The sequence below is a fragment of the Pseudomonas tolaasii NCPPB 2192 genome, assembly GCF_002813445.1.
GTDB classification, from domain to species: domain Bacteria; phylum Pseudomonadota; class Gammaproteobacteria; order Pseudomonadales; family Pseudomonadaceae; genus Aquipseudomonas; species Aquipseudomonas tolaasii.
Map to the genome: position 1 here is coordinate 5,590,972 of NZ_PHHD01000001.1, position 24,601 is coordinate 5,615,572.

Annotated in this window: 2 protein-coding genes; both read right to left on the reverse strand. The window is 65.8% G+C overall.

Annotation, left to right across the window (positions count from 1 at the left end):
• Positions 1-39 precede the first annotated feature (39 nt).
• On the reverse strand, positions 40-11,364 hold the full coding sequence (locus ATI14_RS25500) for a non-ribosomal peptide synthetase (RefSeq protein ID WP_080520085.1): 11,325 nt from the start codon (positions 11,362-11,364) through the stop codon (positions 40-42).
• Positions 11,361-24,266 (reverse strand): non-ribosomal peptide synthetase, encoded by a 12,906-nt coding sequence (locus ATI14_RS25505; RefSeq protein ID WP_080520084.1) that lies wholly within the window; start codon positions 24,264-24,266, stop codon positions 11,361-11,363. The genes ATI14_RS25500 and ATI14_RS25505 overlap by 4 nt, the downstream gene beginning before the upstream one ends.
• Positions 24,267-24,601 lie beyond the last annotated feature (335 nt).

The following is a 24,601-nucleotide window of genomic DNA, read 5'->3' on the forward strand; positions in this document are numbered from 1 at the left end:
CAGCCGCGACCGAAGAAACGGACAGGTACGCCGAGAACATCACGAAACCACCTCCCCAACGGCAACCCGTTCCAACCACCACCCCGCCAACCCCTGAACATTCGGCGCCTTCAGCAACGTGAAGTGATTTCCCTGGCCATACCAAACCTGAAGCGAACGTCCCTGCTTGCCCCACCCCTCAACCATCGCCCCCTGCTCGCGCTGATTGCCTGCCGCATCCAGCGCGGGGTCCTGTGCCAACACCAGCCGCACCACCCCGTCAAACCGCCGGGCCGGGCGGTAAACCGTACGCAGCGCCGCCGCATAAGTGCGTGACGGTCCGTCCATCGCATCCACCGCTGCGCGCGCCGGCAGCAAACCAACGCCGACCATGCCGGCATGCAAGGCCCGCCGCTGCGCGACTTCATCCCAACCGGCAAACGCCGCCAGATCAATGCCCAGGGATTTGCCGGCCGACAGCTGCATCGACTCGACCAACCGCACCAGCGCCGCAGTGGTCGTGTAAGGTCGCCCCACAAAGCCCGGTGCTTCACTGTCAATCACCGTCAGCGAGGCCACCTCGCGCCCGGCAGCCTGCAAGCGCAGCGCCATTTCCAGGGCGACCCAGCCACCAAACGAATGCCCGACCAGATGCACCGGCCCCTGCGGACACTCCTGCGCCAGCGCCGCCAGATAACAGCGGGCCGCCGCATCCACCTGGCTGTGAGGCACCGCCTCGCCATCCAGCCCGCGCGGTTGCAGCCCGAACAATGGCCAGTCACGCCCAAGCGCCTCGCTCAAACCTACAAAGCCGGTCACGCTGTCGCCCGCCCCCGGCACGCAAAACACCGGCGCATACCCGGCGCGTCCGCTCTGAATGCGCAGCAACGGTTGATGGGCCGCCTCGGCAACCGGCTCGGCACCGGCCAAAACCGCAGTCATCGCCCGGCCCAAGGCCTGAATGTGTGGCGCCTGCATCATGCTCTGATGATCCCCCGGCACCTGCACCTGGCGCAGTTGCCCTGGCGCCAGCACGTCGCCCCAACCCAAAGTTTCACTGCGTCGCGACAGCTCGGTCGGGCGCTCCTGCGCGCTGAACAACTGCACCGGAACCGGGAGCGGGAACAGGCTGTAATGCGCCAGCGCATGCCCATGCCCCACTTCCCGCTGGATAAAATTCAAGAGGTCGGCGTCCGTCGCTTCTGCCATTTGCGCGTAAAGCAAACCTTCATCGCGACAGCATTGCAGCAGGCTCGCAAAGTCCAGTTGTCCAATGCCCGCGTCCAGCCTTTCAAGGCTCGCCAGCTCATGTACACCTCCCTGTGTTTTCCAATAGGCCGAGCACTGCAGCAACAGGTGCCGCTTGAGCGCGTCCGGCCCGGTCCAGCGCGCCTTGCCCTGGTCGGTCATGCGCGGCACATAGCTGTCGATCAAGCCCAGAAATTCCACCGGTTCATCCAGCCCCAGCAATTGCATGGCAACCTCATACGCCAGCACACCGCCAAACGACCAACCCGCCACGCGATAAGGCCCATGGGGTTGCACGCCACGAATCAAGCCGACCAGGCGCGCCGCCAGGCCCTCCATGCTGCTCAGGTGCACCTCGCCAAGCGCCGCCCCCGGCAAGCCGTAGATGGGATAGTCGCCCGGCAGGTGTTGTCCCAACGCCGGGAAATACACGTCCATGCCGCTGAATTCGTGGACCAGAAACAGCGGCGCCTGCGAGCCGCTACTGCGCACAGTGATCACCGCACTGTCACGCACCGGCTCGTCCGTACGCTGGCGCAACATGGCCGCCACCGAGGCGACGCTCGCGTGCTGGAACAGCTCGGCCAGAGACACCTGCAACTGCGCCTCTTCCATCAGGTTGACCAGCCGGATCGCCAGCAACGAATGCCCGCCCAGCTCAAAGAAACTGTCATGGCGCCCCACGGTTTCCAGCTTCAACACGTCAGCCCACAGCTCCGCCAGGGTGTGTTCCAAGGCATCCGCCGGCGCTTCAAAGTCACGGCTGTGCAAGGCGTCCTGCGCAGGCACAGGCAGGGCTTTGCGGTCGACCTTGCCATTGGCGGTCAACGGCAACTGCGCCAGCGGCACATAAGCCGAGGGCAACATGTATTCCGGCAACTGCCCCTGCAGATGGGCGCGCACGCTGTCGATAGCGACCGGCTCACCTGCCCAGGTGAAATACGCCACCAGGCGCTTGTCGCCGGGCACGTCCTCACGGGCCAGCACCACCACGTCCTGAATACCGTTGAAGGTCGCCAGGCGCGCTTGGATCTCACCCAGTTCAATGCGGAAACCGCGAATTTTCACTTGATCGTCGTTACGCCCGATGCACTCCAGCAGACCCTCCTCCGTCCAGCGTCCGAGGTCGCCGGTGCGATACATCAGGTGGCCCGGGTTGAACGGGTCGGCCACGAATTTCTCGGCCGTCAGGTCCGGGCGGTTCAGGTACCCCTTGGCCACGCCATCGCCGCCGATGCAGATTTCGCCCGTCACGCCCAGCGGCACCGGCTGCAACTGCGCGTCCAGCAGATGAATCTGCGTGTTGGAAATCGGCCGCCCGATCGGCACGCTGTCGGCGCTGTCGGCAACCGCGCGCACCTCGTAAGTGGTGGCGTAGGTGGTGGTTTCCGTCGGCCCGTAGCAATGCACCAGACGCACGCCCGGCGCACGTGCCAGCAGGCTGCGGAAGGCCGCCGGGTCGGCACGCTCGCCACCGCACAGCAGAATGCGCAGACCCGCCAGTGCTTCCGGGATCATCTGCACGTACTGGTTGAACAGCGCAGTGGTAACGAACAGCACCGTCGCGCCCTTCAAGGCAGCGCCGAAGGCTGCCGGATCGAGCAAAGTGCCATGGTCGATCACGTGCACCTGGCCGCCGTTGAGCAGCGCGCCCCACACGTCCATGGTGCTGGCGTCGAACGCCGGGTTGGAGGCGAAGGCCACGCGGTCGCTGGCATTGAAGTCGGCATAACCATTATTGAGCACCAACCGCGTGATGCCGCGATGCGGCACCCGCACGCCCTTCGGTGTACCGGTGGAGCCGGAGGTGTACATGATGTACGCCACGCTGTCCGACGATTGCGACAGGTCGGGGTTGTGGCTCGGTTGCGGGTCGATGGCCAAGGTGTCGAGGTCCAGGCGACCCACCGCGTAGGCGACGGTCGCTTCACTGCGGGTCAGCAACCACTGCGCACCACTGTCCTGCACCATAAAACCCTGGCGTTCGGCGGGTGCGTTGATGTCCAGCGGCACATACGCGGCGGCGCATTTGAGCACCGCCAACTGGCTGATCAACAGATCAAGGGAGCGCGGCAGCAGGATCGCCAGCGTATCGCCCGGCTGCACGCCCAGGCCCAGCAAATGATGGGCAAGGCGGTTGGCGCGGGTGTTCAACTCGCCGTAGCTCACGGCTTCCTCACCGTGCAGCGCGACCAGTGCTTCGGGTCGCGCCTGGGCCTGGGCTTCGAACAGACGCTGCACGGTGTGCTCACGCGGGAATACGCGGGTGGTCGCATTGAAATCCGCCAGCTGCTGCAGCTCGGTGGCGGGCAGGATCGGCAAGCGGCTGATGGCGGTATCACTGCCGTGTTCCAGCGCCTGCACCACCTGCTCCAGCGCGATGTTCAGGTAGTCGCACACGCGCCGGGCGCCCTGCCCCATGGCCTTGAGGCTGAACCCGTCACCCAGGTCATCCACGCTCAACGACAACCCGTAGTTGGTGTGTTCCTCGGCCTTGAGCAACTCAATGCCTTGCCACGCCTGGGTCACATCCCCGGCCTGCGGCGCGCTGTGGCGATAGTTGAACAACACGCTGAACAGCGGCGTATTCACCGGCACCGCGCTGCAACGCTGGGCCAATGCCAACGGCGCATGCTCATGGCTGAGCAGTTGGGTCAGGCGTGCGTGCGTGGCACGCAGCGCGGTGCGCACCGGGTGTGTACCGAGGTCGACGCGCAGCGGCAAGGTGTTGATGAACACCCCCATCGCGCGCTCGGCGCCCTCGCCGCCTTGCAAGCGGCCGAGCATCACGGTGCCGAACACCACCTGTTCACGCCCGCTGACCTTGCCCAGCACATGGGCCGCCGCCAGGTGCATCACGCTGGCGGCACTCACGCCGCACAGCCGGGCCTGGGCTCGCAGGCGCTGGCTCAGTTGCGGGTCGACCGCAGCCTGCACGGTTTCAACCGCGCCCAGCAGTTCCAACTCGGTCGGCTCATCGATGTCGGCGAGCATTTCGCGGAAGAACGCCGCGTGATCCTCAACGCCCAGGCGAGTCTGGGCCACATAGTTGCGATAGGGCACTGGCGCGCCCAGTGTGGCTTCGCTGCCCAGCAAATGGGCCTGCAAATCGTGCTGCAAAATGTCCAGGGCGATATGGTCCATCACCAGGTGATGGAACAGCAAAGTGGCGACCACGCGTTGCGGCTCCTGGGTGTAGACCAGGCGTATCAGCGGCGCCTGGCCAAGGTCCAGACGCCGGGGCAACGGGCCGCTTTCAACGCGCAGCGAGACCTGCCGCCAGACCACTTGCACCGGTTCTTCCAGGCCGTCCCAATGGAACGACGAGCGCAAAATATCGTGACGCCGGATCACCGCCTGCAAGGCAGCGGCGAAGGCGTCCATGCGCGGCAGGCTGTCGAAGGCAAACTGCGCCTGCAACACATAGGCATCGTCACCCTGCACGGCGCGATGCTGATAAAGCATGCCGGCCTGCAACGGTGCCAGTGGGTAGATGTCCTGCACATTCGCTGCGCCGCCGGGGATGCTGGCGACGATACGGTCGATGGCGGGCTGGTCGAGCCCGATCAGCGGCAGCATGTCTGGCGTGATGTACGCGCAATCCGCCGCGATGCCGTTCGCCGGCACCGCCACTTCGCGGCCGCCGCCCAGTGCCGCGGCCAGCCCGGCCAGGGTCGGCTGGCCGAACAGCACTTTCACGTCCGCCGACAACCCCAGGCGGCGCATGCGCCCCATCAGGCTGACCGCCAGCAACGAGTGCCCGCCCAGTTCGAAGAAGTTGTCATGACGGCCCACGCGCTCCACACCCAGCAGCTCGGCCCACAGGCTGGCCAGGCTGATTTCCGTGTCCCCCTGGGGCGCTTCGTATTCGCGCACCACCACCGAGTCGGCGCCCGGCGCGGGCAACGCCTTGCGGTCGAGCTTGCCGTTGGGGCTCAGCGGCAGCGCGTCGAGATGGACGAAGATCGCGGGAACCATGAACTCCGGCAGCTGTTGCAGCAGATGGGCGCGCAGCGTGTCGATCTCGGTGAAGGCGCCGGTGTAATAGGCCAGCAGGCGGTTGTCGCGGGCGATCACCGCCGCTTCATTGACCGCCGGGTACTCGGTCAAGCGCGCCTGGATCTCGCCCAGCTCAATGCGCAAACCACGGATTTTCACCTGGTCATCGTTGCGCCCCAGGTACTCGATATTGCCGTCCGCCAGGTAGCGCCCCACGTCGCCGGTGCGGTACATGCGGCCTTCGGTGAACGGGTCGTCGATGAAACGCTCGGCCGTCAGCTCGGGCTTGTTCAGGTAACCCCGGGCTACCTGCACGCCGCCAATAAACAGCTCGCCAACCACACCCAGCGGCACCGGCTGCAACTGGGCGTCGAGCAGGTACATGCGCGTGTTGGCGATGGGCTTGCCGATCGGCGTGTTGTCCGGCGTTACCGGGCCTGCGCAGTTCCACGCGGTGACGTCCACGGCCGCCTCGGTCGGGCCGTAGAGGTTGTGCAGTTCACTGCCTGGCAATTGTTGTTTGAAGCGCCGTACCAGGCTGCCCGGCAAGGCTTCGCCGCTGCACATCACCCGCACCAGGCCGGCTGCCTGGCTGATGTCGCCGTGGGCGAGGAACACATCCAGCATCGAGGGCACAAAGTGCAACGTGGTCACGCGCTCGGCCTCGATCACTTCGCACAGGTAGGCCGGGTCTTTGTGCCCGCCCGGGCGGGCCATCACCAGACGTGCGCCGGTGAACAGCGGCCAGAAGAACTCCCACACCGACACATCAAAACTGAACGGGGTTTTCTGCAGTACGGTGTCGTCGGCCGTGAGGCCGTATTCATCCTGCATCCACAGCAACCGGTTGACCACGCCCGCATGGTCGTTGATCACGCCCTTGGGCTGGCCGGTGGAGCCCGAGGTGTAGATCACATAGGCGCTCGTGCCGCGTACAGCGGGGTTGTCGGCGGGCTGGTGCTGCCAGGTTGCAGCGTCCAGATCGACCACCGGCACCTCGCCCAGCAAGCCGAGGGTGCTGCCTTGGGCCAGCACCACGCGCGGCGCGCTGTCTTCGAGCATGTAGGCGATGCGCTCCAGCGGGTATGCCGGGTCCAACGGCACATAGGCGGCGCCGGCCTTGAGGATCGCGTACAGGCCGATGACCATGTCCAGGCCTCGGTCCACGCAGATCCCCACGCGCGAATCGGGTTGCACACCCAGCTCCAACAGGTGGTGGGCGAGGCGGTTGGCGCGAGCATTGAGCTCGGCGTAGGTCAGTTGCAACTCACCCGCCTTCACCGCGACCGCCTGGGGCGTGCGCAACACCTGATCCTCGAACAGGCCGTGCAAGGTCTGGTCGAGGTTGTAATTGACCTGCGTGGCGTTGAAGTCGAACAGCAAGTGCTGACGCTCGCGCGCATTCACCAGCGGCGCATGTTCCAGCACGGCCTGATCGTTATCGACCATCGCCTGCAACACGCGAGTGAAATAGCCGGCATAGCGCTGCACCGTCGACTCGTCGAACAGCGCCACCGCATATTCCAGCGCGCCGAGAATGCTGCCTTGCACTTCGCCCAAATCCAGCGACAGGTCAAACTTGGCGAAGTGGCTGTTTTCCACAATGCCTTCCAGTGCCAAATCGCCCAGGGCCAGGGTCGGCGCGCTGCTGTCCTGCCAGGTCAGCAAAGTCTGGAACACCGGGCTGTGGGCCAGGCTGCGCACGGGCCGGGTGATTTCCACCACTTGTTCGAACGGCAGGTCCTGATGAGCCTGCGCTGCCAGCGTCAGGGCCTTGACCCGCGCCAGCAAAGCCTCGGTGCTCAGCTCGCCCGAGGTGTCGATGCGCACCGCCAGGGTGTTGACGAACAGGCCGATCAGCCCTTCCACCTCACCTCGGGTACGGTTGGCCACCGGCGAACCGATCACCACATCCTGCTGCCCGGAAAGCCGCGCCAGCAACGATGCCCAGGCGGTCATCAAAGTCACGTACAAAGTGGTGCCGTGGCGTTGGCTCAAGGCCTTGAGCCCGGCCGTGAGGCGTTCATCCAGGCGCACCTCCACACTGCTGCCGGCGTAGTCCTGCTGCGCCGGGCGCGGGCGGTCGGTGGGCAAGGTCAGCAAGGCCGGCGCACCGGCCAGGGCCTGTTGCCAAAAGCGGCTTTGCCGTTGCAGCACCTCACCGCTCAACCACAGGCGCTGCCATACGGCAAAGTCGCCGTACTGGATCGGCAACGGCGGCAACGGGTCCGGCTGGCCGTGGCTGAAGGCCTGGTACAGCGCCATCAGTTCGCGGGTCAGCACGCCCATGGACCAGCCGTCGGAGACGATATGGTGCAGGGTTAACAACAGCACATGGTGATCGTCGGCCATCACCACCAGACGCCCGCGCAGCAGCGGGCCGCGCTCCAGGTCAAACGGCGCCGACGCTTCCCCGTGAATCAACGCATCCAGCGCCTGCTGGGGTTGTGGGTGGCGACGCAAGTCCTGCACTTGCAGGGGCAGCACGTCTTCGGCAGGCACAATCAGCACCTGGGCTTCATCGCCCTGCTGGGCAAAGCGGCTGCGCAGGGTTTCATGCCGCGCCACAATGCGCGCCAGCGCCCGTTGCAAAGCCTCCACATGCATCTGCCCACGCAAACGCAGGCCGATGGGAATGTTGTAGGCGGTGTTGGCGCCTTCCATCAGGGTCAGAAACCACAGGCGTTGCTGGGCGAACGACAGCGGCACGTCTTCGTCGCGGTTGGCCGGCAAAATGTCCGGCACGCTGCTGCGTCCGGCCTGGGCCAGCACTTGCGCGACGGCGGCCAGTTCCGGATTGGCAAACAGATCGCCGAGCAACAATTCCACGCCCAGCCGCTGGCGCACCTGCGACACCATGCGCATGGCCAACAGCGAATGCCCGCCCAATTCGAAGAAATGGTCCTGACGCCCCACTCGCTCGACCTGCAGCACCTCGGCCCAGATCTGCGCCAATACCGTTTCGATCTCGCCCTGTGGCGCCGCATATTCGCGGGTAAACACGGCGGCCATGTCGGGCGCCGGCAGAGCCTTGCGGTCGAGCTTGCCATTGGCGGTCAACGGCAACGCGTCGAGCTTTACGTAGGCCACCGGCACCATGTACTCCGGCAAGTGCGCCACCAGATGGGCGCGGATGTCTCCGACGGTCAGCGCATCCAGTTGCGGGTTTTCGGTGAAGTACGCCACCAGCCGCTCTTCGCGAACCAGCACCACCACTTCCTGAATGCCCGGCACATCGTTGAGCCGGTTTTCGATTTCGCCCAGCTCGATGCGCACGCCGCGGATTTTCACCTGGTCGTCATTGCGCCCCAGGTACTCAATGTTGCCATCCGGCAGCCAGCGCGCCAGGTCGCCGGTGCGGTACATGCGCCCGCCGTTGAACGGGTCGTGCAGGAAGCGTTCGGCCGTGAGTTCCGGGCGGTTCAGGTAACCGCGCGCCACGCCCTTGCCGCCCACGTACAACTCCCCTGCCACGCCCAGCGGCACCGGGCGTTGTTGTTCATCGAGCAGGTACACCGTGGCATTGGCCACCGGTTTGCCGATATGCAGCGGCTGGCCCGCTTCGACCTTGCCGGAGGTGGCGACCACCGTAGCTTCGGTGGGTCCATAGTTGTTGATCAACTCAAAGCGCTGGGCCCGTGCGAAGTGGCGCAGGCGGTCGCCGCCGATCAGCAGGGTGCGCAGGGTCGGGTGTTCGATCTGCTGGCTGAAGGCGTACTCGGCCACCGGGGTCGGCAAGAAGCTCACATCCAGCGGCTGTGCGCACCACCAGGCGAGCAGCGCGTCGATGTCTTCGGCGCCGTCATTGGCGGGCGGCAGATGCAGGGTCGCGCCGACACACAGCGCCGGCCAGACTTCCCAGGCCATGGCGTCAAAACCGAAACCGGCGACGCTGGCCGTGTGGCGCCCGGCGCGCAGGTCGAAGGCGTTGCAATGCCAGTCCACCAGGTTGGCCACGGTGTGGTGCTCCACCATCACGCCTTTGGGCAGGCCGGTGGAACCGGAGGTGTAGATCACATAGGCGAGGTTCGACGGCGTGACCGCCACCGTGGGGTTGCTTGCCGAATGGTGCTGCCAGGTAAAACGGTCAAGCGTGATGACCGGCACGTCCAGAGCCGGCAGTCGGTCCTGCAAGGCCTGCTGGGTCAGCACCGCCACTGGTGCGCTGTCGGTCAGCAGGTAGTTCAGGCGCTCAGCCGGGTGGGATGGGTCCACCGGTACGTAGCAGGCACCGGCCTTGAGGATCGCCAGCAACCCGGCCAGCGTGTCCAGGCCACGCCGCGCAACGACGGCCACGCGGTCGTCGGGTTTGACCCCCAGCGCCAGCAGGTGATGGGCCAGCAGGTTGGCTTGCGCGTTCAGCTCGGCGTAGGTCAGCTGGCGGCCGTGATACACGGCGGCGATGGCCGTCGGCGTCAGGGCCGCCTGGGCCTCGATGCGACCGTGCAACGTGGTGCCCTGGGGAAACTCCACTGCCGTGGCGTTGAACTGTTCCAGCAGCAAGTGCCGCTCGGCGGCAGGCAGCACCGGTACCTGCGTCAGCGCGGTGGCGGGTGCCTGCTCCAGCGCGTCCACCAGGTTCTCCAGTGCGGTCTGCAGGTAGGCGCAGACGCGCTGCGGGTCCACTTGAGTGGTGGCGAGCAAGCGCAGGATAAAGCCTTCGCCGAGGTCATCGACGCTGAGGGTCAGCGGGTAGTTGGTGCGTTCATCCGAGCGCAGGGTTTCGATGCCGTGCCAGGCCGCCGCCGCTTCGCTGCCGGTGTCCGCGCCGCTGTGCCGGTAGTTGAGCAAGGCGCTGAACAGCGGCGTGGGCGCCACCACGCCGCTGCAGCGCTGCGCCAACGCCAGCGGTGCGTTTTCATGGCGCAACAAGTGGGTGAGTCGCACATGGGTGGCCTTGATGCCGGTGCGCAAGTCTTCGCTGCCCACGTCCACCCGAAACGGCAGCGTATTGATAAAAATCCCCAGGGCGCGGTCGGTGTCATGCCCGCCCTGCATGCGGCCCATCAACACGGTGCCGAACACCACTTGGGATTTGCCGGCGAGCACGCTCAACACCTGGGCCCAGCCGAAGTGGAACAGGCTGGCGACGCTCACACCCAACTGGCGGGCTTGAGCACGCAGACGCGCGTTGAGGCTCTCAGCCAGCGGCCAGTCCAGCTCGGTGATATGGCGCCCGTCCCCCTGCACATCCTGCAAACCAAACGGCAAGGTCGGCTCCACCACGTCGCCGAGCATCTGCTGGAAAAACGCTTCGTGCTGTTGTTCGGTCACACCCAGGCGCGCCTGGGCCACGTAGTTGCGAAACGGCACCGCGTGCCCCAATTGCGCGGCGTTGCCCTGCAGAAACGCCTGCAGTTCATGGCGCACCACTTCCAGGGCGCTGTGGTCGAGGGCCATGTGATGGAACAGCAACATGGCGACGATACGCCCGTGCGCCGGGTCCCGCGCCCAGGCCAGGCGCAGCAGCGGCGCCTGGGTCACGTCGAGGCGAAAATGCCGGGCGTCGAAACGCTCGTGGAGCTGGGCGGCGATGTCGCCATGCGCCGGGTCGAGGTCAACCGCCAGCACCGGCAGACGCGCGTTGCGCCATACCACTTGGGACGGCTGCTGCAAGCCGTCCCAGACCACGCCGGTGCGCAGGATGTCATGGCGTTCGATCACGCCCTGCAGCGCCTGGGCAAACGCCTCGAAACGCTCAAGGCTGTCGAAGGCGAACTGCGACTGCATCACATAAGGGTCGCCATGCTCGGCGCTGACGTGGTGAAACAGAATGCCTTCCTGCAACGGCGCCAGCGGGTAGATGTCCTGGATGTTCGCTACGCCGCCTTCGACGCTGGCGACAATCCGCTCGATCTCGTCCTGGCTCAGATCCGACAGGGTCAGCATCGCTGGCGTGATGCGCTCGGCACCGGCCGGAATGGCATTGGCCGGCACGTCGACTGCGCCCGCCTTGGTCGCCGAGTATTCTCCGGCCTTGATCAGCTCGATCAGCGCCGGTTTGTGCTCGCGCAATGCCGCGAGAATCGCGGGGTCGCTCAAGGCCTGCTTGTTGCCTTGCGCCGCCAGTTGCTCCCCCTTGAGCGCCAGTTGCACGTCCATGTTTTTCAGCTTCGCCAGCAGTTCGAGGATGCTCACAGGACGATCTCCATTCGTTCGGTAATTGCGGCGTAGCCGGCCAGGGTCGGCTGTTCGAACAGCGCCCGCACGTCGGCTTCCATGCCTTCCTGGCGCAAGCGCCCGATCAAGCTCACGGCCAGCAACGAGTGCCCGCCCAGTTCAAAGAAATTGTCATGACGCCCTACCCGCTCGACCTTGAGCAGCTCGGCCCATAGCCGCGCCAGCAGGATTTCGGTCTCACCCTGCGGCGCCTCGTACTCACGCAAGGCCAGCACGGCGGCACCCGGTTCAGGCAGCGCCTTGCGGTCAAGCTTGCCGTTGGGGCTCAGCGGCAGCACGTCGAGGTGCACGAACAGTGCAGGCACCATGAATTCCGGCAAGTGCTGCAACAGGTGCTCGCGCAGGTCCGCACTGCGCTCGCCGGTGTAATAGGCGACCAGCCGTTCCTCACGGGCGACCACGGCGGCTTCGCTGACCTGAGGATGCTCCAGCAAACGCGCCTGAATTTCCCCCAGCTCGATACGCAGGCCGCGGATCTTCACCTGGTCATCGTTGCGCCCCAGGTACTCGATATTGCCGTCGGGCAAGTAGCGCCCGATGTCGCCGGTGCGGTACAGGCGACCGTCGGTGAACGGGTCCTGGAGGAAGCGCTCGGCGGTCAGGTCCGGGCGGTTCAAATAGCCGCGTGCCACTTGCACCCCGCCAATAAACAGCTCGCCGACCACGCCCAGCGGCACCGGCTGCAACTGCGCGTCGAGCAGGTACATGCGGGTGTTGGCAATGGGTTTGCCGATTGGGGTGTTGTCCGGCACATCAGGGCGTGCGCAGTTCCACGCGGTCACGTCCACCGCCGCCTCGGTCGGGCCATACAGGTTGTACAGACCGATAGCCGGCAGTTGCTGCTTGAAGCGTCGCACCAGCGCGCCCGGCAGGGCTTCGCCGCTGCACATCACTCGCACCAGCCCGTTGGCCTGGCTGACATCGCCGTGGGCGAGGAACACATCAAGCATGGACGGCACAAAGTGCAGCGTGGTGATGTGCTCGGCGGCGATCACGTCGCACAGGTACGCCGGGTCTTTGTGGCCGCCGGGGCGCGCCATCACCAGGCGTGCGCCGGTGAACAGCGGCCAGAAGAATTCCCACACCGACACGTCGAAGCTGAACGGGGTTTTCTGCAGCACCGCATCATGGGCCTTGAGGCCGTAGGCGTCCTGCATCCACAGCAGGCGGTTGACCACGCCGGCATGCTCGTTGATCACGCCCTTGGGCTGGCCGGTGGAGCCGGAGGTATAGATCACGTAAGCCTGGTGCTGCGCCGTGAGCCCCGGCACCTGCGGGTTACTCGCCGGCTGGTGCTGCCAGGTGTTGTCATCAAGGTCGAGCACCGGCACATCACCGAGCAAGGCGCGGGTGGCGCCCTGGGCCAGGACGACCACCGGGGCGCTGTCCTGCAGCATGTAGGCGATGCGTTCCTGCGGATACGCCGGGTCCAGCGGCACATAACCACCGCCGGCCTTGAGGATGGCGAACAGGCCGATCACCATGTCCAGGCCGCGTTCGACGCAGATCCCCACCCGGGCATCCGGCTGTACGCCAAGCGCACGCAGGTGGTGGGCCAGGCGGTTGGCGCGTTCGTTGAGCTCGGCGTAGGTCAGGTGCCTGTCAGCGGCTTTCACCGCCAGCGCATCCGGGGTGCGCAGTACTTGCGCCTCAAACAGACCGTGCAGCGTCTGGTCGAGGTTATAGGCGACGTCGGTGGCGTTGAAGTCCACCAGCAACCGCTTGCGCTCCTGTGCCTCCAGCACCGGCAGGCGATTGACCGGCAATTGCGGTGCCTGCTCCAGCGCCTCCACCAGCCCCAGCAGGGTCACCTGCATGAAGCCACACACCCGTTGCGCACCGATTCGGGCCGGGGTCATGGCGGTGAGGCAGAAACCGTCGCCCTGATCGTCGACGTTCAGCGTCAGCGGATAGTTGGTGCGCTCCTCGCTGGCCAGGGTCTGGATGCCTTGCCACGCCTCGGACACCGGCGCCTGCCGGCTGTCACTGTGGCGATAGTTGAGCATCGCACTGAACAACGGCTGCGGTGCGGCGACGCCGCTGCAACGCTGGGCCAGCGCCAGGGACGCATGCTCGTGACCGAGCAACGCAGTCAGGCGCTTATGGGTGTGCTTGACGGCAGTGCGCACATGGGTCGCGTCGATATCCACCCGCAACGGCAAGGTATTGATGAACATGCCCAGCGCACGGTCGCTGCCTTTGCCACCCTGCATGCGGCCCAGCAGCACGGTGCCGAACACCACGCTTTCCTGGCCGGCAGTGCCCGCCAGTACCCGCGCCCACGCCAGGTGAAACAGGCTCGCGGCGCTCACGCCAAGCAGTCGCGCCTGGGCGCGCAGGCGCTGATTGAGGGCCGGCTCCAAGTGCTGCTGAGCCTCCTCGATGGCGCTGCCGTCGCCGCGCACATCCTGCAAACCGAAGGGCAGGGTCGGCTCGCTGATATCCCCGAGCAGGTCACGGAAGAACGCCTCGTGGGCCTCTTCGCTGACGCCCAGGCGAGCCTGGGCCACGTAGTTGCGATAAGGCGTGGCCTCACCGGCGGGCTGCGGCTGGCCGAGCAGGCTGGCCTGCATTTCATGGCGCACGCCGTCGAGCGCGGTGTGGTCCAGGACAATGTGGTGGAACAACAGAATGGCCACCACGCGCTGACGCGCCGGGTCACGGGCATACACCAGACGCACCAGCGGCGCCTCGGCCATCGACACGCGGAAGTGACGCGGGTCGAAGCGCTGGTGCAATTGCTCGATCACCTCACCGTCAAGTTGCACCTCCTGCACCGCCAGCTCGGCCTTGCGCCACACCACTTGCAGCGGCTGGGCCAGGCCTTCCCAGACCACGCCGGTGCGCAGGATGTCGTGGCGGTCGATCACCTGTTGCAGCGCCTGGGCGAAGGCGTGCAGGCGCTCGACATTGTCAAACGCCAGGTGCGATTGCAGCAGGTACGGGTCGCCATGCTCGGCGGTGAGGTAGTGGTAGAGAATGCCCTCCTGCAACGGCGCCAGCGGGTAGATGTCTTGTACGTTGGCCGCGCCGCCGGGTACACCGGCCACCACCTGGTCGATGGTCGACTGGTCCAGAGTCACCAGCGTGAGCATGTCCGGGGTGATGCGCTGGCAGTCGGTGGCGATGCCATTGGCCGGCACCTGCACGTCCAGGCCACTGCCCACGGCAGCCGCCAGTGCGGCCAGGGTCGGCTGGCTGAACAGCACGCGCACGTCGGCGCTGAGGCCCACCTGGCGCATGCGCTCGATCAGGCTGACCGCCAGCAACGAGTGGCCGCCGAGTTCGAAGAAATGGTCATGACGGCCCACTTGCCCAACCTGCAACACCTCGGCCCAGAGGCCCGCCAGGGTGGTTTCGACTTCACCTTGCGGCGCTTCATAGTCGCGGCTGAGCAGCGCGGTCTGATCCGGCTCGGGCAGGGCCTTGCGGTCCAGCTTGCCGTTGGCGGTCAGCGGCAGCGAGTCGAGCCGCACATAAGCCACGGGCACCAGCGCCTCGGGTAGTTGTTCCTGCAATTGCGCGCGCAGGGTTTCTATCGCCAGCGGGTAACGCTCGGTGAACCAGGCGATCAGGCGACCTTCGCGCACCAGCACCACGGCTTCACCGACGCCTTCCAGCGCAGCCAGGCGGCTTTCGATTTCACCCAATTCCACCCGTACGCCACGCACTTTGACCTGGTCATCGTTGCGCCCCAGGTATTCGATATTGCCGTCGGGCAGCCAGCGCGCCAGGTCGCCGGTGCGGTACATGCGCCCCGGGTTGAACGGGTCTTGCAGGAAGCGTTCGGCGGTCATCTCGGCCCGGTTCAAATACCCCCGCGCCACGCCTTTACCGCCGACATAGAGTTCACCGGCCACGCCCACCGGCACCGGACGCAATTGCTCATCCAGCAAGTAGACGCTGGCATTTGCCACTGGGCGACCGATATGCAGCACCTGCCCGGCGCGCACGCGGCCCGAGGTGGCGACCACCGTGGCCTCGGTGGGGCCGTAGTTGTTGATCACCGCAAAGCGCCGTTCCTGAGTGAACTGGCGCAGACGATCGCCGCCGATCAACAGGATGCGCAGGCTGGGGTGTGTCAGGTTCTGGCTGAACGCGTACTCGGCCACCGGCGTTGGCAAAAAGCTCACGTCCAGCGGCTGCGCCAGCCACCAGGCGAGCAATTCATCAATGTTCTCATTGCCCACCTCTGCCGGCGGCAAATGCAGGGTTGCACCCACACAGAGCGCCGGCCAGACCTCCCAGGCCATGGCGTCAAAACCGAAACCGGCGACGCTGCCGGTGTGACTGCGTGCATCCAGGCCAAAGGCTTCGCAGTGCCAGTGCACGAGGTTTTCCACGGTGCGGTGTTCCACCATCACGCCCTTGGGCTGGCCGGTGGAGCCGGAGGTGTAGATCACGTAGGCCAGATGCGCCGGGGTCAACTGGGCCAGGTGCGGGTTGCTGACGGGCTGGTGCTGCAAGGCCGGGTCGAACAGATCGACACTGGCGACGCCGCCCAGCAGGTCCCGGGTGCTCGCTTCGGCGACCACGGCCACCGGCGCGCTGTCCTCCAGCAGGTAGGCGATGCGCTCGGCGGGATACAACGGGTCAACCGGCACATAACCGGCGCCCGCCTTGAGAATGCCCAGTAGCCCCACCAGCATCTGCGGGCCGCGACGGCAGCACAGGGCGACGCGGTCGTCCGGCTGCACGCCCAGTGTCAGCAGGTGATGGGCCAGGCGGTTGGCGCGCTGATTGAGTTGCTGATAAGTCAGCGCTTCGTCGCCTTGCTGCACAGCAATGCCATGGGGCTGGCGTTCGGCCTGGACTTCAAAGGCACCGTGCAGGGTCTGGCCGACCGGGAAATCGGCGGCGGTTGCGTTGAAGTCACGCAGCAGGGTTTCACGCTCGGCGACAGGCAGAATCGGCAGGCTGTTGAGGGCGATTTTCGCCGTGCTCTCGAGGCTGCCCACCAGCTGTTCGACGGCACTGTGCATGTAGGTGCAAATGCGCCGCGCACCGATATGGGGCAGTGCCAGCACGGTCAGGCCGAAATCCGTTCCCAGGTCATCGACACTGAGGGTCAGCGGGTAGTTGCTGCGTTCTTCGCCGCCCAGCAGTTGCACGCCCTCCCAGATGCCATGGCCGTCACGGGCCATTTCGCCGGGCGTGCTATGGCGGTAATTGAGCAAGGCGCTGAACAACGGCACCGAGGTCGGCACGCCGCTGCAACGCTGGGCCAGCGCCAAAGAGGCGTGCTCATGACCGAGCAATGCGCTCAAGCGTGCATGGGTGGCCTTGACCGCCACGCTGGCGCTTGCGGCCACGTTCACCCGCAGCGGCAAGGTGTTGATGAACATGCCCAACGCGCGGTCGGCGCCCTCGCCAGCCTGCATGCGGCCCATCAGCACGGTGCCGAACACCACATCGTCACGCCCGGATACCAGCCCCACTACCTGTGCCCATGCCAGGTGCATCAGGCTCGCGGCGCTGACTCCCAGCAGGCGCGCCTGCTCGCGCACCCGCAGCGCCAGCGCCGCGTCCAGGTGCTGCTCGGCCTCTTCGATATCGCGGCCATCGCCCTGCACATCCTGCACGCCGAACGGCAAGGTCGGCTCATCCACCTCTGCGAGCATCTCGCGGAAGAACGCTTCATGCTCGGCCACGCTGACACCCAGTCGCGCCTGGGCCACGTAATTGCGGAACGGCGCCGCTTCGGGCAGCCCCTGCCCCTGGTTGAACATGAACGCGCGCATTTCCTGGCCGACCACTTCCATGGCGGTATGGTCCAGCGCCAGGTGGTGGAACAGCAGGATCGCCGCGACGCGGTCGTTCGCCGGATCCTGGGCGTACACCATGCGCAGCAGCGGTGCCTGAGTGATGTCGAGGCGGTAATGGCGGGCGTCGAAACGCGCGTGCAGTTGTTCGATGATGCCGCCGTCGGCCGGTTCCAGCGCGACCTCCTGCACCATCAGTTGCGCCTCGCGCCAGACCACTTGCACCGGGCTGTCCAGGCCTTCCCAGACCACGCCGGTACGCAGAATGTCATGGCGTGCAACCACCTGTTGCAACGCGCCCGTAAAGCCGTGCAAACGTTCGAGGCTGTCGAAAGCCATACGCGATTGCAGCAAGTACGGGTCGCCCTGCTCGGCGCTGATGTGGTGGTAAAGAATACCTTCCTGCAAGGGCGCCAGCGGGTAGATGTCCTGCACATTGGCCGCACCGCCCGGCACCGTGGCAACGATGCGCTCGATGGCGGCTTGATCCAGTTGCACCAGGGTCAGCATCGACGGCGTGATAAGCGTGCAACCCGCAGCAATGCCATTGGCCGGCACCACCACCTCGCGACCGCTGCCCACCGCCGCGGCCAGCGCCGCCAGGCTTGGCTGGCTGAACAGCACGCGCACGTCGGCGCTGAGGCCGACCTGGCGCATGCGTTCGATCAGGCTGACGGCCAGCAGCGAATGCCCGCCCAGCTCAAAGAAGTGATCATGGCGGCCGACGCGCTCAAGCTTGAGCACGTCCTGCCAGATCTGCGCCAGCAGGGTTTCCACCTCGCCCTCGGGCGCTTCGTAACCACGGCTGAGCAGCGCGTTCTGATCCGGCACCGGCAGGCCCTTGCGGTCGAGCTTGCCGTTGGCGGTCAGGGGCATCAGCTCCAGCCACACATAGGCCGACGGCACCATGTAGTCCGGCAACCGGCCCTGCAGATGGGCGCGCAGGGCTTCGATGTCCTGCGGGGCATCTGCCGTGTAGTAGGCCACCAGGCGCTTGTCGCCCGGTTCGTCTTCGCGGGCCATCACCACGGTGTCTTTCACGCCGGGGACGCTCGCCAGGCACGTCTCGATTTCGCCCGGCTCGATACGGAAACCACGGATTTTCACCTGCAGGTCATTACGCCCCTGATACAGCAGCGTGCCGTCGGCTTGCCAACTGGCCAGGTCGCCGCTGCGGTACAGCGAGCCGTCACCAAACGGGTTCGGGATGAATTTTTCGGCGGTCAGCTGCGGCTGGTTCAAATACCCCTTGGCCACACCCGCGCCCCCGATGTACAGCTCACCGACCACCTCCAGCGGCACCGGTTGTTGACGCGCATCGAGCACGTAGGCCTGGGCATTGCCGATGGGACGGCCAATCGGAATGGCGCCCTCGCCCGCCGTGGTAATGTCAAAAGTAGTCGAGAAGGTCGTGGCTTCGGTCGGGCCGTAGCCGTTCAGCAGATGTTGAGGTTTGCCGTGCTTGAGTACGCGGCTGATGACCAGCGGGTCGAGCACATCGCCGCCGACGATCAGGTAACGCAACTGGCGGAACACCGGCAGCATCGCGTCAGCGTATTGGTGGAACAGCCCGGCGGTCATCCACAACACGCTGACGGCCTGCTCCTGCAACAGCGAGGCGAACGCAGCCTGGGACAGCAACACCGCGTGCTCGACCACCACCACACAGCCGCCATTGAGCAGCGGCGCCCAGACGTCGAGGGTGCTGGCATCGAAGGCCGGGTTGGAAGCGAAGGCCACACGGTCACGCTCATTGAAGTCGGCATAGCCGTTGTTCAGCACCAGCCTCGAGATAGCGCGGTGCGGCACTTGCACGCCTTTGGGCGCGCCGGTGGAACCGGAGGTGTACATGATGTACGCCACGTCTTCCGAGGATTGCGCCAGGTCCGGGTTGCGCGGCGACAGGGCGTCCAGGTTCAGGTCGGCCAGGGTGTTGAGCACGCGCTGCGCGCCGCTGTCCTGCACCATGAAGGCCTGGCGCTCCAGCGGCGCGTTGACGTCCAGGGGCACGTAGACCGCCGCACATTTGAGGATCGCCAGTTGGCACACCAGCAGGTCCAGGGAGCGCGGCAGGCCGATCACCACGCTTTCGCCCGGTTGTACGCCCTGGTTGATCAGGTGGTGGGCCAGGCGGTTGGCACGGCGGTTGAGGTCGCGGTAACTCAGCGACAACTGGCCATGCACGGCCGCCACCGCCTCGGGACGCGCCAGCGCCTGGGCTTCAAACAGTTGATGCACGGTGAGCGGCGACGGGTATTCACGGGCGGTGTCGTTGAACGCCACCAGCAGTTGGTGACGCTCGGCGGGCGGCAGGATCGACACCGAGTGCAGCGGCGTGGTGGGTGCCTGTTGCAGCGCGGTCACCAGATGGCGCAGCGCGGTGAGCATGTAGTTGCCCACACGCTTCACATTCAATTCGGCCACGCCTTGCACAGTCAGGGCAAAGCCTGTGCCCAGGTCATCGACGTTGAGCACCAGCGGGTAGTTGCTGCGTTCTTCGGAGCTGAGAATCTCGATGCCGGCCGCGGCAAACGGGCTGTCCCCCGGCGCTTCGCCCGGCGCGCTGTGGCGGTAGTTGAGCAACGTGCTGAACAGCGGCAGCGAACCCGGTACACCGCTGCAACGCTGGGCCAGGGACAGCGAGGCATGTTCATGCCCGAGCAATTGCGCCAGCCGTGCGTGGGTGGCGCGCACCCCGGCCTGCACGCCGGTGGTGCCGAGGCTGACCCGCAGCGGCAAGGTGTTGATGAACATGCCCAACGCGCGGTCGGCGCCTTCGCCGCCCTGCATGCGACCGAGCAACACGGTGCCGAACACCACGTCCTGCTGGCCGGACACTTGGCCCAGCAATTGCGCCCAGGCCAGGTGCACCAGGCTGGCGGTGCTCACTCCCAGTTGTCGCGCCTGTTCGCGCAAGCCGTGGCTGAGGGCGGGTTCCAGCGGCAAGTGCGCTTCGACAATGCCGCTGCCGTCGCCATTCACGTCCTGCAAGCCGAAGGCCAGGGTTGGCTCGCTGATATCGCCCAGCATCTCGCTGAAGAAGGTTTCGTGCTGCGCCTGGGTGACCCCAAGGCGCGCCTGGGCCACATAGTTGCGGTACTGCACCGCTTCGGGCAGTTGCGCGCTGTTGCCGGAAAGACTCGCGCTCATTTCATCCACCAGCACTTGCAACGCGGTGTGGTCGAGCAGGATGTGGTGCAACAGCAGGATGCCGACGTAGCGGCCCTGCTCCTCGGCGTAGGCCAAGCGCATCAGCGAGGCGTTGGACAGGTCGAGGCGGTAGTGGCGTGGGTCGAAGCGTTGTTGCAACTGCGCCAGGGCATCGCTGCCCTGGGTGTCGATACGCTCCACCGCCAGCGGCGCCTGGCGCAGGACTACTTGCACCGGCTCGTCCAGGCCTTCCCAGAGGATGGCGGTGCGCAGGATGTCGTTGCGCGCGATGACGCTGTGCAGCGCGTGGACAAAGGCGTCCACCGCTGCCTGGTCGGCGAAGCTGAACTGCACCTGCAACACGTAGGGGTCGCCTTCGGTGGTGGCCAAGTGGTGATAGAGAATGCCCGCCTGCAACGGTGCCAGGCCGTAGATGTCCTGCACATTGGCGATGCCGCCGGGCACGGTGTGCAGGATGTGGTCGATGGCCGCCTGATCCAGTTCGATCAGCGGCAGCATGTCGGGCGTGATGGTTTGGCTGTCGGGCTGGATGAGGTTGTGCGGAACCTGCACCTCTTGCTGCCCGCCTACGGCCGCCGCCAGCGCGGCGAGCGTGGGCTGGCCGAACAGCACGCGCACATCGGCGCTGAGGTCCACCTGGCGCATGCGTTCGATCAGCTTGACCGCCAGCAGCGAGTGGCCGCCCAGCTCGAAGAAGTTATCCTCGCGGCCCACCCGGTCGAGTTTGAGCAGGTCTTGCCAGAGGCCGGCGATGGCGGTTTCCACCGCGCCTTGCGGCGCTTCGTAGCCGCGTCGTACCAGCGCGTCGGCATCCGGCGCGGGCAAGGCCTTGCGGTCGAGCTTGCCATTGGTGGTCAGGGGCAATTTATCCAGCATGACGAAGGCGCTGGGCACCATATAGTCGGCCAGGCTCAGTAACAGGTGGTCGCGCAGTGCGGCGGCGCCCAGCTCGCGCTCGCCAATCACGTAGGCCACCAGGCGCTTGTCGCCGGGCTGGTCTTCGCGGGCGATGACCACCGCATCCCGCACGCCGTCGGCGCTGGCCAGGCGTGCTTCGATTTCGCCCAGTTCGATACGGAAGCCGCGGATTTTCACCTGGTCGTCGTTGCGGCCCAGGTACTCGACACTGCCGTCGGCCAGCAGGCGACCCAGGTCGCCGGTCTTGTACATGCGCAGGCCGGTGGCCGGGTCGGCGAGGAAGCGTTCGGCGTTCAACGCGTCACGGTTCAGGTAGCCGCGCGCCACGCCGGCGCCGCCGACGTACAACTCGCCGACCACACCCAACGGCAGCGGCTCGCGGTGTTCGTCCAGCACGTAGAGTTGCAGGTCGGGAATGCGCACACCAATGGGGCTCACACCCACCAGTTGCGCGTCGGCCGCTTCCAGCGCGCGATAGGTTACGTGGACGGTGGTTTCGGTGATGCCGTACATGTTCACCAGTTGCGTGCCGGCGTTGATCGTCCGGGCATACCACGGTTTGAGCATGCCCGGCTCCAGCGCCTCGCCGCCGAAGATCACCTGGCGCAGGGAATGCGCCTGCGCATTCTGGGCCTGGGCGGCGATCAACTGGCGGAAGGCGCTGGGCGTCTGGTTGAGAATGCTCACACCGGCTTCGCACAACAGCGTGTAGCACTCTTCGGGCGAGCGGCTGACCAGTTGCGGCACGATCAATAGCTGACCGCCGTGCATCAGCGCACCCCAGATTTCCCACACCGAGAAGTCGAACGCAAACGAGTGAAACAACGCCCACACGTCGTTGCTGTTGAAACCAAACCAGTGCTCGGTGGCGGTAAACAAACGGGCGACCTGGCGGTGTTCGATCATCACGCCCTTGGGCAGGCCGGTGGAACCGGAGGTGTAGATGACATAGGCCAGGTTCGCCGGGCTCAGGTGCAACCGCGGGTTGACGATGGATTCCTGGCGCAGGCCATTGAGGTCAATGTGCGCCCGGTCGCCCACCAGATGACGGGTGTTGGCTTGCACCAGCACGGCCAACGGTTCGCTGTCGCCGAGGGTGTAGGCGATGCGTTCCAGCGGGTACGCCGGGTCAATCGGCACGTAGCCCGCGCCGGCCTTGAGAATGCCGAGCAAGCCGATGATCATTTCCGGGCCACGCTCGACGCAGATCGCTACGCGATCATCCGGGCGTACACCCTGGGCGAGCAGGCGGTGCGCAACCTGGTTGGCGCGTTCGTTGAGTTGGCGGTAGGTCAGGCGCTGGTTGTCGAAGCGCAGGGCGATGGCATCGGGGTGGGCGGCGGCGTGGGCTTCGACTTGCTGGTGGATCAGTGCGGTGTCGTCGTAGTGCGTGGGGCTGTGGTTGAGGCTGTGCAGCAGGTGATGGCGTTCGGTGTCGGGCAGGATGTTCAGGCCGCTGAGCGGCATATCCGGTCGCTGCTCCAGCGCGTCGGCCAGGCTTTCCAGCGCCGTGTGCAGGTAACCGGCGACCCGTTGCGCGCCGATGGAGGCGTCGACCATCACGGTCAGCGCGAAGTCTTCGCCCAAGTCATCGATGTTGACCGTCAGCGGGTAGTTGGTGCGTTCCTCGGCGCCCAGCACCTGGATGCCCTCGGCCACGTCAATGACCGCATCCATATCCGTGGCGGCACTGTGGCGGTAGTTGAGCATCGCGCTGAACAGCGGCGTCGGCGCGGCCACGCCACTGCAGCGCTGGGCCAGTGCCAGCGATGCATGCTCGTGGTTGAGCAAGGTGGTGAGGCGTTCATGGGCGGCCTTGACCCCGGCGCGCACGCTCTGCTCACCCACGTCCACCCGCAACGGCAAGGTGTTGATGAACATGCCCAGAGCCCGCTCACCTCCTTCGCCCGCGCCCATGCGCCCCAGCATCACGGTGCCGAACACCACCGCGTTGCGGCCGGACACCACGCCCAATACACGGGCCAGGCCCACATGCATCATGCTCGCCACACTCACGCCCAGCGGCCGCGCCAGGTGGCGCAGGCGACGGCTCAGCGCGCTGTCGACAGGGAGGCGTACCTCGTCAATCCCCTGCCCATCGCCCTGCACATCCTGCAGGCCGAAGGGCAACGTCGGCTCGTCGAGATCCGCGAGCATGCCGCGGAAGAAGGTTTCGTGTTCCTGCTCGCTGACGCCGTGACGCACCTGGGCGATGTAACTGCGAAACGCGACCGGCTCACCGGCCTGGGCTTGTTGCCCGGCCAGGTACAGCTGAATCTCATGGCGCACCACATCCAGCGCGGTATGGTCGAGGATGGTGTGGTGGAACAGCAGCATCGCCACCACGCGGCCCTGGGCCGGGTCGTTGGCGAACACCAGGCGCAGCAGCGGCGCCTGGCCAAGGTCCATGCGGCAGGTGCGTGCGTCAAAGCGGGCGAGCAATTGCGCGAGCACATCGCCGCCGTCTAACTGCACTTCTTCACAGGCCAGGGTTGCTTTGCGCCATACCACTTGCAGCGGCTCGTCGAGGCGCTCCCAGGCCATGGACGTGCGCAGGATGTCGTGGCGGTCAATCACCCATTGCAGCGCCTCGGCAAAGGCGTCGAGGCGTGAACGGCTGTCGAACACAAACTGCGCGTGCAGCCTGTAGGGGTCACCCTGCTCGGCGGACAGGTGGTGGTAGAGCATGCCTTCCTGCAGCGGCGCCAGCGGGTAAATGTCCTGCACATTCGCCGCGCCGCCGGGGATGGCGGCGACAATGCGGTCGATGGCGTGCTGGTCGAGTTTGACCAGCGGCAGCATGTCCGGGGTGATGCGATAGGCCGGGCTCTGCCAGTCACCGCCATGCTCGGCCACCAGCTCCAGCAGCCGGGGTTTATGGGCGATCAGTTGGTCCCACAGTGCATCATCCAGCGCGTCATCATCGCCAAGGATGATCAGGTCGCCTTCTTCCAGTTGCAGACGGATCGCATGGGTGGAAATCGCTGCCAATAATTCGCTGAACTGCATGGGGGTAACCTGCCTGGTATGTCACGGGTGAGGAGAAAATCCGTTTTCAGCTGCCGCTTGGATCGGGGTTTGCTGGCGCCCGGTGAAAAATGCGGACGCAGCCGAAAGCCTGGAGAGGCTTCCGACAGGGTTGGAAAACTAAGGGATTTTTCGGCAGGGGCGTGACATGGGAAGCGGGGACAGGCTTGGGGGCGAAATGGTTCAGTTTTTTTGGATGTCAGGCCGGGTGATGGGCCGACGGTGGGAGCTGGCTTGTCTGCGAAAGCGCAGTGTCAGCCAGCCTCTGTGTCACTGACAGACCGCATTCGCGGGCAAGCCCGCTCCCACAGTTTTGA